Source organism: Streptomyces sulphureus DSM 40104 (genome assembly GCF_000381025.1).
GTDB lineage: Bacteria > Actinomycetota > Actinomycetes > Streptomycetales > Streptomycetaceae > Streptomyces > Streptomyces sulphureus.
Genome location: NZ_KB905813.1, coordinates 538,988 through 552,203 on the forward strand (window position 1 = coordinate 538,988; position 13,216 = coordinate 552,203).

The 13,216-nt window shown below is 72.0% G+C and carries 9 protein-coding genes and 1 riboswitch; of the genes, 5 read left to right on the forward strand and 4 right to left on the reverse strand.

What is annotated here, in order from left to right:
• Positions 1 to 10 precede the first annotated feature (10 nt).
• Positions 11 to 1,294 (reverse strand): ABC transporter substrate-binding protein, encoded by a 1,284-nt coding sequence (locus F603_RS0102430; RefSeq protein ID WP_019544423.1) that lies wholly within the window; start codon positions 1,292 to 1,294, stop codon positions 11 to 13.
• A gap of 343 nt (positions 1,295 to 1,637) precedes the next feature.
• On the opposite strand from F603_RS0102430, the gene F603_RS0102435 reads away from it, so the two are divergent.
• Positions 1,638 to 2,660 (forward strand): LacI family DNA-binding transcriptional regulator, encoded by a 1,023-nt coding sequence (locus F603_RS0102435; protein WP_019544424.1) that lies wholly within the window; start codon positions 1,638 to 1,640, stop codon positions 2,658 to 2,660.
• Between the two features lie 135 nt (positions 2,661 to 2,795).
• Here F603_RS0102435 and metE read toward each other — a convergent pair whose 3' ends face one another.
• The gene (gene metE / locus F603_RS0102440; RefSeq protein ID WP_019544425.1) at positions 2,796 to 5,120 is read right to left on the reverse strand and encodes a 5-methyltetrahydropteroyltriglutamate--homocysteine S-methyltransferase; all 2,325 of its coding nucleotides are present in this window, start codon (positions 5,118 to 5,120) and stop codon (positions 2,796 to 2,798) included.
• 162 nt (positions 5,121 to 5,282) lie between these two features.
• Positions 5,283 to 5,504: riboswitch (cobalamin riboswitch) on the reverse strand.
• 225 nt (positions 5,505 to 5,729) lie between these two features.
• On the opposite strand from metE, the gene F603_RS0102445 reads away from it, so the two are divergent.
• Positions 5,730 to 6,401 (forward strand): DUF309 domain-containing protein, encoded by a 672-nt coding sequence (locus F603_RS0102445; RefSeq protein WP_019544426.1) that lies wholly within the window; start codon positions 5,730 to 5,732, stop codon positions 6,399 to 6,401.
• A 261-nt stretch (positions 6,402 to 6,662) separates the two neighbouring features.
• Here the strand turns inward: F603_RS0102445 and F603_RS0102450 are convergent, their stop codons facing one another.
• Positions 6,663 to 8,279: a PucR family transcriptional regulator gene (locus F603_RS0102450; protein WP_026328073.1), complete on the reverse strand. Its 1,617-nt coding sequence runs from the start codon at positions 8,277 to 8,279 to the stop codon at positions 6,663 to 6,665.
• A gap of 117 nt (positions 8,280 to 8,396) precedes the next feature.
• Between F603_RS0102450 and F603_RS0102455 the strand changes: the two genes are divergently transcribed.
• Positions 8,397 to 9,902 carry a CoA-acylating methylmalonate-semialdehyde dehydrogenase gene (locus F603_RS0102455; RefSeq protein WP_019544428.1) on the forward strand — a complete coding sequence of 502 codons (1,506 nt, stop codon included), beginning with the start codon at positions 8,397 to 8,399 and terminating at the stop codon, positions 9,900 to 9,902.
• A 20-nt stretch (positions 9,903 to 9,922) separates the two neighbouring features.
• The gene (locus F603_RS0102460) at positions 9,923 to 11,287 is read left to right on the forward strand and encodes an aspartate aminotransferase family protein (RefSeq protein ID WP_019544429.1); all 1,365 of its coding nucleotides are present in this window, start codon (positions 9,923 to 9,925) and stop codon (positions 11,285 to 11,287) included.
• A gap of 659 nt (positions 11,288 to 11,946) precedes the next feature.
• Here F603_RS0102460 and F603_RS0102465 read toward each other — a convergent pair.
• A complete protein-coding gene (locus F603_RS0102465) occupies positions 11,947 to 12,609 on the reverse strand; it encodes an IclR family transcriptional regulator (protein ID WP_026328074.1) in 663 nt (220 codons plus the stop codon).
• Between the two features lie 165 nt (positions 12,610 to 12,774).
• On the opposite strand from F603_RS0102465, the gene F603_RS0102470 reads away from it, so the two are divergent.
• Entirely contained in the window at positions 12,775 to 13,215 is a 441-nt protein-coding gene (locus tag F603_RS0102470) for a nuclear transport factor 2 family protein (RefSeq protein WP_019544431.1), read from the forward strand.
• Position 13,216 lies beyond the last annotated feature (1 nt).

A 13,216-nucleotide genomic window follows, 5' to 3' on the forward strand; every position in this document is an offset into this window, starting at 1 on the left:
GGCGCGCCCCTCAGTTCAGCTTCAGCAGTCGGTTGCACTCCTCGACGGCGCTGTCGAGCGCCGCCTTCGGAGAGGTGTCACCCCGCATGACCCTGGCGACGGCGTTCTGCAGAACGGTCTTCATGTCGTCGCTCAGCAGCACCGGGGTGTAGTTCACCGCCTTGTCGAGGGACTTCGCCGAGGAGACCCGGATGCGCGTCTCGTCGTCGCCGTCCTTGTCCTCGGTGAAGTACGGGTCGTCCAACGTCCCCTTCGTGCTGGGGAAGACGGTCGTCTCGTGGGCGAAGTCCATCTGGTTCGCCGCGTTGGTGACGAAGCGGGCGAAGGCGACGGCGGTCGCCTTGTTCTCGCCGGCCGCGTTCACCATCAGCCCCTGGACGTACATGTTGGGACGGCCCGTGTTGTTGGGCGCGTCGGCGACGCCGATGTTCTTGTACAGGCTCGGGGCGTCCTTCTTGAACTTTGCGAGGTCCAGGGCGCTTCCCGGGTTCATCGCCACCGACTGCTGCATGAACTTCCTGCCCGCCTGCTCAGGGGTGGCGGTGAGCACCTGGGAGTCGAGGGCTCCCGCGTCGTACAACTCCTTGTAGCGTTCCAGGAGTTCGACACCCTTCGGCTCGTTGAAGGTGAAGGCGGTGCCCTTCCGGTTCATCAGGCGTGCGCCGTAGCGGCCGAAGTCCTCGATCGTCGGAGTGGCGGCGAGCGTGGCGATGCGTCCGTCGCTGCGCTTCGCCATGGTCAGGGCGGCGTCGAAGAGTTCGTCGTAGGTGCGGGGCGGCTTCGCCGGGTCGAGTCCGGCCTCGCGGAAGAGGCGCTTGTTGTAGAACATCGGCCCCGTGTTGAGGTACCAGGGGAAGGCGTAGGTGCCCTTCATGCCCGGTATCTGCTGGCTCTTCCACGCGGCGGGCAGGTAGCGCTCGCGGTACTGCGGGGCCGCCTGGTCGAGGTCGAGGGCCAACCGCGCCTTGGCGAGGGGCGCGACGAGGTCGGGGGAGACGTTCACCACGTCCGGCAGGGTGCCGCCCGCGGCGTCCGCGCTGATCTTGTCCGGGTACGCCTCCGCCGGCTGGTCCACCCACTTGACGTGCGTGCCCTCGTGCTTCTTCTCGAACTCTGCGATCAGGTCCTCGAAGTAGTCGGGGAAGGCCGCCCGGAGATTCCAGGTCTGGAACGTGATCGAGCCGTGTACGCGCCCCTCGGCGCTCCCGGTGTCGACGTCCTGCGTGCCTGTGGAGCAGGCGGAGAGGAAGAGCGCGCAGGCGAGGGTGGTGAAGGCGGGACGGGAAACGCGCAAGGCGAACGGCTCCTTCGGGCAGGAGTGGGGAAGGGCGCCCGGAAAGCCGTCACCGGTTGACATCGATGTCAGCCGCGGCGCCGAAAACAACCTGCACGGCGTCGCAGGGGAAAGTCAAGAGATCGAGGGAAGGCGAAGTCGCCGCTGCTCGGCCGTTTTTGAGAACTTGCTCCGAAGGGTTGCGTCCGGCGTCTAATGCGCTTTAGTCTCCAACAGCTTTAGCGCATTAGCCAGTTGTAGCGGAGAGTGGTTCTGCATGCCGTCGAAGCCTTCCGGGGGCGGGAGGCCGCCCCAGGGCGGCCGGCCCGCTCCACGGCGCTCGGTGTCGCGGCGCAGGGCGACCATGAAGGACGTCGCCGAGCGTGCAGGCGTCTCGGAGAGCGCGGTGTCCTTCGCGCTCAACGGGCGCCCCGGCGTCTCCGAGGCGACCCGCGAGCGAGTCCGGTCGGTGGCCGAGGAGTTGGGATGGCGCCCGAGTACCGCGGCGAGGGCGCTCTCCGGCGAGGGGGCCGCGACAGTCGGCCTCGTTTTGGCGAGGCCCGCGCGCACCCTGGGTGTCGAACCCTTCTTCCTGCAACTCGTCTCGGGCGTCCAGCAGGTCCTGGCGGAACGCCAACTCGGCCTGCTCTTCCAGGTGGTGGAGGACGTCGCGGCCGAGTGCGCGATGTACGAGCACTGGTGGGCGGAGCACCGGGTCGACGGGGTGCTCCTCGTGGACCCGCGTGCGGAGGACCCGCGCCCGGACGTGCTCGCCTCGCTCGGGCTGCCGGGCGTCGTCGTCGGAGGCACCGAAGCGCGCCGGGGCCTCTCCTCGGTGTGGGTCGACGATGCCGGTGCGATGGCCTCGGTGGTGGAGTACCTGCACGCCCTCGGGCACCAGCGGATCACGCACGTCGCCGGGTTGTCCGAACTCGCCCACACCCAGCGCCGGATGGCCTCCCTGCGGAGCGAGACCGAGCGGCTGGGCCTGCCGCACGTCCGCTCGCTCACCACCGACTACTCGGACGCCGAGGGCGCCGCCGTGACGCGCCGCCTGCTCGACGAGCCCGACCCGCCCACGGCCGTCGTGTACGACAACGACGTGCTCGCCGCCGCCGGAGTCGCCGCTGCCGCCGAGCGCCGACTCCCTGTCCCCGCACGGCTCTCCCTCGTCTCCTGGGAGGACTCCGTGCTGTGCCGGATGGTCCACCCGTGGCTCACCGCCCTCGCCCGCGACCCGCTCGCGCTCGGCCGCGTCGCCGCCGAGGAGCTCACCAGGCTGCTCGACGGCGCCCCCGCGCGCACGGCCGGCGTCCCGGTGCCCCGGCTGGTGGTGCGGGAGAGCACCGCACCCCCTCCGGGCGGCGGGAGAGACGGCGACGCGTAGAGGCGGCGGGCAGCCGTCCATGGAGACGGGGGCGCAACTGCCCTTCCACCGGCGCGAGTTGCCCTCACGCACGCGGGACGTGCCCGGGGGACGTCGGCAAGGCCACCTGCCGGCCGCCCCCGGGCACGGGCCGGATCACACGGTGCGGTCGGGGAGTTCCTTCCGTACCGTGCGGGCTGCGGTGACGAGGTTCTCCAGCGACGCACGGGTCTCCGGCCAACCGCGGGTCTTCAGGCCGCAGTCGGGATTGACCCACAGGCGTTCGGCGGGAATCGCCTCGAGCCCCTTGCGCAGCAGGGCGGTTGCCTCCTCCGCGCTGGGGACGCGGGGTGAGTGGATGTCGTACACACCGGGACCGGCCTCGCGCGGGTAGCCGTGGTCGGCGAGTTCGTGCGCCACCTGCATGTGGGAGCGGGCGGCTTCCAGGCTGATGACGTCGGCGTCGATGTCGTCGATCGCCTGGACGATGTCGCCGAACTCGGCGTAGCACATGTGGGTGTGGATCTGGGTGGCCGCGCGGACCCCGCCCGTGCTGAGGCGGAACGCCTCGGTGGCCCAGGCGAGGTACGCCTCGCGGTCGTCGGCGCGCAGGGGGAGGGTCTCGCGCAGCGCGGGCTCGTCCACCTGGATCACCGAAGTCCCGGCGGCCTCCAGGTCGTTCACCTCGTCGCGCAGGGCGAGGGCCACCTGCCGGGCTGTGTCGCCGAGCGGCTGGTCGTCGCGGACGAACGACCACGCGAGCATGGTGACGGGCCCGGTGAGCATGCCCTTGACCGGGCGTTCGGTGAGCGACTGCGCGTACCTCGTCCAGTGCACCGTCATCGGCTCGGGGCGGGTGAGGTCGCCGGCGAGGATCGGCGGGCGCACGTAGCGGGTGCCGTAGGACTGGACCCAGCCGTGCTGGGTCGCCAGGTAGCCGGCGAGCTGCTCGGCGAAGTACTGCACCATGTCGTTGCGTTCGGGCTCGCCGTGCACGAGGACGTCGATCCCCGCCTCCTCCTGGAAGGCGAGGACGTCGCGGATCTCTGCCTGGATCGTCTCCTCGTACGTCGCCTCGTCGATCCGCTTCTTGCGCAGGTCGGCGCGGGCGGTGCGCAGCTTGGCGGTCTGCGGGAAGGAGCCGATGGTGGTGGTCGGCAGCAGCGGCAGCCCCAGGTGCTTCCGCTGCGCCTCGGTGCGCTCGGCGTACGTCTCCGCGCGGTGCGTGTCGGAGTCGGTGACCGCGGCGGCGCGGGAGCGCACCTTCGGGTCGTGGGTGAGCGAGGAGGCGGCGCGGGAGGCCAACGCCGCACGGTTCGCGACGAGTTCGGAGGTGATCGCGTCGGTCCCCCGGGAGAGCCCCCTGGCGAGCGTGACGATCTCCGAGCACTTCTGCCGTGCGAAGGCCAGCCAGCGCAGCACCTCGGCGTCGATGTGCCGCTCGGCCCGGACGTCGAGCGGGACGTGCAGCAGGGAGCAGGAGGCGGCGACGTCGACCCGGTCGGCGAGGCCGAGCAGGGTGCCGAGGGTGGAGAGCGACCTCTCCAGGTCGTTGATCCAGACGTTGCGGCCGTTGACGACACCGGCCACGAGCCGCTTGCCCGGCAGCCCCCCGACGGACGCCAGGGCGTCGAGGTTGGCCGCGGCCGATTCGGTGAAGTCCACCGCGAGCCCGTCGACGGGGCTCTTCGCCAGGACGGGCAGCGCGTCGCCGAGCCGGTCGAAGTACGACGCCACGAGGAGCTTCGGACGGTCGGCGAGGTCGCCGAGTGCGCGGTAGGCGCCGGCGACGGCGTCGAGCTCCTCCTGCGTACGGTCCTGGACGAGCGCGGGCTCGTCGAGCTGTACCCACTCGGCGCCCGCCGCGCGCAGGTCGCCCAGGATTTCTGCGTAGACGGGCAGCAGCCGTTCCAGCAGCGAGAGCGGCTGGAACGCGGGGTCGACACCGGGCGCCGGCTTCGCCAGAAGCAGGTAGGTGACGGGGCCGACGAGCACCGGTCGCGCGGCGACGCCGAGCGAGAGCGCTTCCCGCAACTCGGCGACCTGCTTCGTCGAGTCGGCGGAGAAGACGGTGTCGGGCCCCAACTCGGGGACGAGATAGTGGTAGTTGGTGTCGAACCACTTCGTCATCTCCAGCGGCGCCACCTGCTGCGTACCGCGTGCCATGGCGAAGTACCCGTCGAGGGCGTCCGCCTCGACGGCTGCCCGGTGACGCGTGGGCACGGCGCCGACCATGATGCTGGTGTCCAGCACGTGGTCGTAGTACGAGAAGTCGCCGGTCGGCACCTCGTCGACGCCGGTCTCCACGAGCTGCTGCCAGTTGTGCCTGCGGAGGTCGGCGGCGGTCTGCCGGAGGACGTCTGCGGTGATGCGGCCCTTCCAGTAGCCCTCGATCGCCTTCTTCAGCTCCCGGTCGGGGCCTTGGCGGGGGTAGCCGTACACGGTGGCCCGTGCTGCCGCGGCTGCGGACTTCGCTGTCACGGAGATCTCCTTCGCGAGATGTCTCGTCGAACCCCGGGTCGGGACGAGAGCGCGAAGGTGACGGACGGCGGAGGGGCTCCTGACGCGCGGCATGCGCCTGCCCGTCTCCGCTGTGTGCGCCGACCCGCCCTCGAGGTCACCGGGATGTACCGCACACGCATCCGCGCATGCGGGCAACGGGCAGGTCTTCGGACTCGTGGGCACGCCTGCCGGTTTCCCGGCGGGCTCCTACTGGCCGTCGCTTCCCGGGCCTCGAGGCCCAGTGCGTATGACGGCGGTCGTTCCCACTCACCGCTGCGGGGCAGTCCCGGAATCGCACCGGGTTCCCTCTTTCGACGCCTCCCGTCCGGCTGACGGGGGCGAACCTGTTGCGCGTCCAGCGTAGACATAGATCGCCGTGCCTGTGTAGTGCCCCCGGCCCCACCCCGACGGCAGCGGCCCGGGACCTTCGGCCAACTAGCCACCTCTACACGGGCGTTGGCGCTCGGAAATCCGCCCGAGGCGGGCGTCCGGGCTCCTGTCCAACGGCCCGTGGGCTCTCCGCCGTGCCCTGTGTCGCACCCTGCCCGTAAGCTCTCGGGGAGTGGCGCGACACGGTGGGAGGAGCCAGTGAGCGAGTACCGTCCCGAGGGCGGGGAATCGGCCTGCTGGGCCGGTCTGGTCTGCCCGGAGTGCGGCGCCGTCCGCGACGCGCCCGACGGGCCCTGCCCCCGCTGCTCCACCGCACCTGGACCCGAACTCCGGCCTGCTGCCCAGCCGGTGGAGGAGACCGCGGACGGAGCCGGGCCGCCCTCGGCCGCACCCCGTGCCCGCCGGCGGGATCGCGACCCGGCGACGGGCCGGGCACGGAACGCCCGCCCCCGCGACGGTCTGGGCCGTCCCTTGCCCTACGGCTCTCCCGGCGTGGCCCGCGCCCCGGAAGGCGTCGTCCGCGCCCCGGGCGAGACGCTCGTCGAGGCGCAGCACCTCATCGACTCCGGTATGCCCTTCCACGCGCATGAAGTCCTCGAGGACGCCTGGAAGACGGGGCCCGAGAGCGAGCGCGGCCTGTGGCGGGCGCTCGCCCAGTTCGCCGTCGGCCTCACCCACGCCGCCCGGGGCAACACCTCAGGCGCCGCCTCCCTCCTCCAGCGGGCCGCCGACGGCCTCGCCGCGTTCGGCACCCCGCCGCACGACATCGACACCGCCGCCCTCGTCGCCTGGGCGCGCCGGGCCGCGGACGACCCCGCGCGCGAGCTCGGGCCGCCGCCTCGGTTGACGAACAGCTCAGGCGAGCGGTGAGCGACGCAGCTCGGCTGACGCGGTCGGGTGAAGTCGTACTCGCGGTCCGGCGGTCGGGGACCGGGCAGACCGGCGCGACTCCATCGGCCGGCTGGGGCGTCCGCGCGCTGGGGCTCCGCCCGTCTCCGCCCGCTGTCGAAATGCAGCGGTCGTGCGACGCCCCCGCCGCCGGCTCCGTCCGGTCGCCAAAGCGACCGCGAGCGTCCGGACTTGACGCCCTGGCGGCGGTTCGACCTCGGCGCGGGGTGACGCACGGGTGCGTCAGTCCGCCGCCGCGTCCACCACCATGAGCGCCGCGTGGAGCGAGGCCCGGGATTCGGCCGACTCCAGCGAGACCCCCAGAATCCGCTCCACGGTGCGCAGCCTGCTGTAGAGCGTCGGCCTGCTGAGACCGGTCCGCTGGGCGGTGAGCGTCTTGGAGCCCGAGCACTCCAGATAGGTGCGGAGCAGCTCCAGGGTGCGGTGGCCGGTGCGTGCGTCGTGGTCGAGGAGCGTCCCGATCTCGGCCTCGGCGAACGCCTGGACGCGGTGGTCGCCGCGGAGCAGCGCCATCAGGCCGCGAAGGCGTACGTCCGTCGAGCGGTGCAGCCGCTTGCCGCTGCCCGGTAGGGAGAGAGCGACCTCGGCGACGTGCTCCGCCTCCCGGAGCCCGCGCGCCGCGGCCACCAGGTCCGCCGAGGCGGCTGCCGTCCCGGCGACCCACCGGGTCCTGCCGTACGCGCGCCCGGCCAACTGCTCCTCCACACCCGTGCACACGCCCTCCAGCGCGGCTTCCACCGCGTCGGCAGCGGGGCAGGAGAGGACGAGCGCCACGGTGCCGGCCCGCCGCAGGGAGACGAGCGCGGTGTGCTCCCCGCCGGCGACGGCCTGGCGTACCGAGGTGAGCAGCCGCCGGTCCGCCTCGCCCTGGCCGAGCGCGTCCGTGTCCGTCCGCTCGGGCATCCGCGCGACCAGCGGCACGTAGCGCGCTCCGGGCGCGAGGCCGAGCGCACCGGCGCGGGCCAACGCCTCCGAGCCGTCGGTGACGCGTCCGCCCACGAGGTCGTCGAGCAGGCCACCGAGCGCCTGGAGGACGAGGGCGTCCTGCTCGCGTTGGAGCATGCGGTGGAGTTGGAGCGACTGGGCGGCGCGCTCCAGCACCATGCGCGCCCTCGCCGCTCCGCGTGCGGACGCCGTACCGGGTTCGGGCAGGACGAGGCGGCCCCAGCGCTCGTCGCCGAAGCCGACCGGGACCGTCGTCCACCGCTCTTCCGAGGTGCGCCCCTGGTCGAGCCGGGAGCGCTCGGGCCACTGGTCCAGGAGGCATGCCGTGGAGTGCCCGGCGGAACAGGACGCGAGGACGCGATGGTTGAGGTCTTCCAGGACGAGGGGGGCGCCGAGGATCTGGGAGGCGCGGGCGACGATGTCCGCGGTCGAAGCGCGGGCGATGTTGAGCGAGGTGAAGACCTCGTGCGCGGTGCGCGCGAACTCCAACTCCTCGTAACGGTCGGCGACGATGAGCCGGTGGACCTGCTGGGTGACCTCGACGAAGCGGATCTCGTCCGCCAGCACGACCACCGGCAGTTCCAAGGAGTCGGCGAGCGGGCCGAGTTGTCCCGGCAGCTCCTGCAACCGCGTCCCCAGCTCGACGACGAGCCCCGCCACCTGCTGCTCAGCGAGCATCCGCAGGTACCGGGCGGCCTCTTGCGGGCCGCCGGCGAGCGGCAGCCCCGTCGTCAGGACGAGCTCGCCGCCCTCCAGCAGGTCCGTCAGGTCGGCGGATTCGCTGATGTGCACCCATCGCACGCGCCGGTCGAGATGGGTAGAACCGCTGACGACACGGGGCGCTCCGGCGGCCACGACGGGCAGGCCCAGTACTTCGCGGACAGAAGGGATCACCGACGTAGTGTAAAGAACGCAGTGTCTTCTTTTACACCCCGTTGCTCGGAGTTCTGGAAGCCTCGTCCGGGGCGGCCGCCGCCGCACCCTCGACCCTCGTACGAACCAGGAGCATTCGTGACAGAGACAGGACAGCCTCGCCTCGCGCACTGGGCCGACAACGCGCCGTACACCGGCTCGGGCGACCGTACGGCGCCGGTGACCGATCCGGCCACCGGAAAGGTCACGGGCCAGGTCCTGCTGGCCACTTCCCAGGACGCGCACGCGGTGATCCGCTCGGCCAGGGCCGCCTTCCCGGCCTGGCGCGACGCTTCCCTCGCGCGGCGGACCGCCGTCCTCTTCCGCTTCCGTGAGCTGCTGAACGAGCGGAAGCAGGAGCTCGCCGAAATCATCACCAGCGAACACGGCAAGGTGCTGTCGGACGCGCTGGGGGAGGTGACGCGGGGACAGGAGGTCGTGGAGTTCGCCTGCGGTATGCCGCACCTGCTGAAGGGCGGTTTCACCGAGAACGCTTCCACCGGCGTCGACACCTTCTCGGTGCGCCAGCCGCTCGGCGTCGTCGGCGTCATCTCGCCGTTCAACTTCCCGGCGATGGTGCCGATGTGGTTCTTCCCGCTCGCCATCGCCGCCGGAAACACGGTGGTGCTCAAACCCAGCGAGAAGGACCCCTCGGCCGCGCTGTGGCTCGCTCGGCTGTGGGCCGAGGCGGGCCTGCCCGACGGCGTCTTCAACGTGCTCCAGGGCGACGCGACCGCGGTGGACGCGCTCCTCGACGACCCCTCGGTCAAGGCGGTCAGCTTCGTCGGCTCCACCCCCGTCGCCCAGCACGTCTACGCCCGCGGCACCGCGAACGGCAAGCGTGTCCAGGCGCTCGGCGGCGCGAAGAACCACGCGCTCGTCCTGCCCGACGCCGATCTCGACGTGGCGGCCGACGCGATGGTGAACGCCGGCTTCGGCTCGGCCGGCGAGCGGTGCATGGCGATATCCGCCGTGGTCGCGGTGGGAGGCGTCGGGGACGAACTCGTCGCGAAGATCGCGGAACGCGCAACGGCCCTGCGCACCGGAGACGGCACCCGCGGCTGCGACATGGGCCCCCTGGTGACGGCGGCCCACCGCGACCGGGTCGCCTCCTACGTCGAGCAGGCGGAGAAGGACGGCGCAGAGGTCGTCGTCGACGGCAGGACCGTCAGCCCGGACGGCGGGGACGGCGGCTTCTGGCTCGGCCCCACGCTCCTCGACGGCGTCGGCGTCGACATGAGCTGCTACACGGACGAGATCTTCGGCCCCGTCCTCTCGGTGCTGCGAGTCGACACCTACGACGAGGCCCTGGAGCTGATCAACGCCAGCCCCTACGGCAACGGAACGGCGATCTTCACCAACGACGGCGGCGCGGCGCGGCGGTTCCGCAACGAGGTGGAGGTCGGCATGGTCGGCATCAACGTGCCCATCCCCGTGCCGATGGCCTACTACAGCTTCGGCGGTTGGAAGAGCTCCCTCTTCGGCGACACCCACGCGCACGGAGTGGAAGGGGTGCACTTCTTCACCCGCGCCAAGGCCGTCACGAGCCGCTGGCCCGACCCGAGCCACGGCGGCATCAACCTCGGCTTTCCGCAGAACGCCTGAACTCCCGTAAGGAGACGTCCATGACGATCGCCGACTCCACCCGAGAGGCCACCACTTCCGCGGCGCGCACCTACGAACTCGACCGACGCCACGTCTTCCACTCCTGGTCGGCCCAGGCCGAGATCGCCCCCATGGTGATCACGCGCGCCGAGGGCTCGTACGTGTGGGACGGAGAGGGCAACCGGCTCCTCGACTTCTCCTCGCAGTTGGTCAACACCAACATCGGCCACCAGCACCCGGAGGTCGTCGAGGTCATCGCTGCGCAGGCGCACCGACTCGCCACCGTCGCGCCGCAGCACGCCAACGACCAGCGCTCGGAGGCGGCGAGGCTCGTCGCCGAGCACGCTCCGGGCGACCTGGACCAGGTGTTCTTCACCAACGGAGGCGCCGACGCCAACGAGCACGCCGTACGCATGGCCCGCCTCGTCACGGGGCGCCCGAAGGTGCTCAGCCGGTACCGCTCCTACCACGGCGGCACCGAGCAGGCGATCAACCTCACCGGCGACCCGCGGCGTTGGGCCAACGACGACGGCCGTGCCGGCACCGTGCACTTCCTCGGTCCGTACCTCTACCGCAGTGCCTTCCGGGCCACCACGGAAGAGGAGGAGTGCGCGGCGGCCCTCGCCCACCTCGAGCAGGTCATCGAGTTGGAGGGCCCGCAGACGATCGCCGCCGTACTGCTGGAGGCCATCCCCGGCACGGCCGGCATCATGGTGCCGCCCCCCGGCTACCTGAGCGGCGTCCGCGAACTCTGCGACCAGCACGGGATCATGCTCATCGTGGACGAGGTGATGACCGGGTTCGGGCGCACGGGAGCGTGGTTCCACAGTGCAACCGAGGGCGTCGTCCCCGACCTGCTCACCTTCGCCAAGGGCGTCAACTCGGGCTACGTCCCGCTGGGCGGCGTCGTCCTCGGGCCGCGCACGGGCGAGTACTTCGCCCACCGTCCCTACCCCGGCGGCCTGACGTACTCGGGCCACCCGCTCGCCTGCGCGGCGGCGGTGACGTCGATGACCGTGATGGAGAGGGACGGCATCATCGACCACGCGCGCCGGATCGGCGAAGACGTGCTCGGGCCCGGCCTCGCACGTCTCGCCGAACGGCATCCGAGCGTCGGGGAGGTCCGCGGCCTCGGCGTCTTCTGGGCGATGGAGCTGGTGCGGGACCGCGGGACGCGGGAGCAGGTGGCGCCGACCGGCGGAAGCAGTCCGCTCATGGCGGAGGCGGTGGCGACGGCGAAGTCGCTCGGCCTGCTGCCGTTCGCCAACTCCCACCGCCTCCACGCCGTCCCACCGTGCACGGTCAGCGAGACGGAGGCGCGCGAGGGTCTGGAAATCCTCGACCGCGTGCTCGACAGGGTGGACGAGATGGTGGCGGGCGTCTAGGCGCTCCGGGGTTGCTGCCGACCCCCGGTCCGGCAGCAACCCCCGCCGCTGCGACTGGAGTTCGCGTCGCGGCTGCTCGCTTACCCGAGATCGCGTCGGCGACGTGGGCCAGCGGGGGAGGCGCTGCCGCGCCCCGCTGACTCCTGGCGCTCGGCGGCACGGTGGACGGCGTACATTCCGCGGACGCCGAGCCACCTGGCCGGTGCCGGCTCCCGGCGGCGGGAGGTGTGCTCGGTCCAGGGCAGCCGCGTGCGTTCGGTCTCCTCGCCGGGGGACGAGGTCGGTGAGGGGTCGCGCGGCGAGATGCGAGGCGGTGACACCCTGGCCCGTGCAACCGCCGGCCCAGCCGCGTCCGTCGGCCCGCTCCAGGCGGACGGAGGGGCACCTCAACTCGTACGGGGACGGCTCCTTCCAGTACGTTTTGATCGCAGCCGACCGCGTCTGAGGCGTCACCGGGTGGAGGACCCCGCGGGCCCTCCACCCGCTCGCCGTACGGCCCGCAGCGTCAACTGCGCGCTGTACGGCGGGAATCGCCCCGCTGCGGCCCTGCCCGCGGAAACCCGGTGGCGACCGCAACAGAGCTCAGCCCCGTGAGCGACAGCAGTCCCCGAACCTGCTGAACGCCGCCGAGTGCCGCCCCCGCCACCGAAGTCGGCCGCTCAGCGCAGCCGGTCGGCGAGCTCCGCTGCGGCCTCGGTGACGGTGCGGCCGAGGTGCGCCGCGTCGGGGAGCTCGAAGACGGAGACGCCGACGCTCGTCGTGGACCTGCCGCGGCGGGACGGCACGGCCGCTGAGACGCCGATGACGGCGGGGATCACTTCGCCGTGGGTGACGGCGTACCCCTGCCGCCGCGCCTCGGCGACCTCGGGCCGCTCCCCGTCGAGGGGAGGCGCCGAGGCGAGCAGCGCGAGACCGGCCGACCCGGCGTCGACGGGGTGCGTCTGGCCGGGGCGGAAGGAGACGTGCACCTTCGCCTCGCGCGGCTCGACGACAAGCAGTGCGCGCACCTCCGACTCGTCCTCGCGCACCACGAGGTGGGTGGTGGCACGGGTGGCGTCCGCAAGGTGCTCCAGCACGGGGCGGGCGAGTGCGCGCAGGTCCCGCTCCACCGGTTCGGCGAGGCTCACCAGGCCGGTGGCGGGCAGGATGCGCTTGAACTCGTCGCGCCTGCAGAGGTGATGGGCCTCCAGTGTGCGCACGAGGCGGTGCGCGACGGTGCGGTGGAGGCCGATGCCTTCGGCTATCTCCGTTGTCGACAGACCCTTCGGGTTCTCCGAGAGCAACTCCAGGACGAGCAACCCGTGATGGAGCGTCTTGGACATCGACGGCTCCCACGCGACCGTGCTCCCCGCCCGTTCCTCCCCGATCGAGGTCATGGCCCTCCCTTGACGGCTCCGAGGCGCTTACTTAAGCTCGCCGAAATTCGCACGGCGGGTGCGATTATCGCACGCCGTCCGGGGCGGCACAACGTCACTTCAAGGACCCCTATGGCACAGAGCGTTGGAGCGGAGCCCGCGGGTGCCCGTCTCGCCGAGATCCACCAGCTATACGCGCTCCAGAGTCACTTGATCGATTCGGGGCGCGCCGCCGAGTGGGCGGCCACCTTCACCGACGACGGCGCCTTCCACTCGCCCAGCTACCCGGAACCCTCGGTCGGCACCGGGCAACTCACCGCGTTCGCCGAGCAGTTCGCCGCCGACGCGCGGAGCGCGGGCGAGGTGCGCCGCCACGTGCTGACCAACCTCGTCGTCCATCCCGAGGAGCACGCGGACGGCAGCCTCGCCGTCGAGGCGTACCTCCAGATCGTCGCGACGCCGCACGGGGGCGCCCCGCGCCTCGTGCGGTTCACGACCGTCTCGGACCGCCTGGTGCGCGAGGGGCACGCCTGGCGCGTCGCACACCGCACCGTCCGCCGCGACGACGCCTGAA

Bases quoted from the DNA above. Each gene is read 5' to 3' on its own strand.
- F603_RS0102435 (WP_019544424.1), top strand. From the start codon at position 1,638: ATGAAGGACGTCGCCGAGCGTGCAGGCGTCTCGGAGAGCGCGGTGTCC.
- F603_RS0102460 (WP_019544429.1), top strand. From the start codon at position 9,923: ATGACGATCGCCGACTCCACCCGAGAGGCCACCACTTCCGCGGCGCGC.
- F603_RS0102465 (WP_026328074.1), bottom strand. From the start codon at position 12,609: ATGTCCAAGACGCTCCATCACGGGTTGCTCGTCCTGGAGTTGCTCTCG.
- F603_RS0102470 (WP_019544431.1), top strand. From the start codon at position 12,775: ATGGCACAGAGCGTTGGAGCGGAGCCCGCGGGTGCCCGTCTCGCCGAG.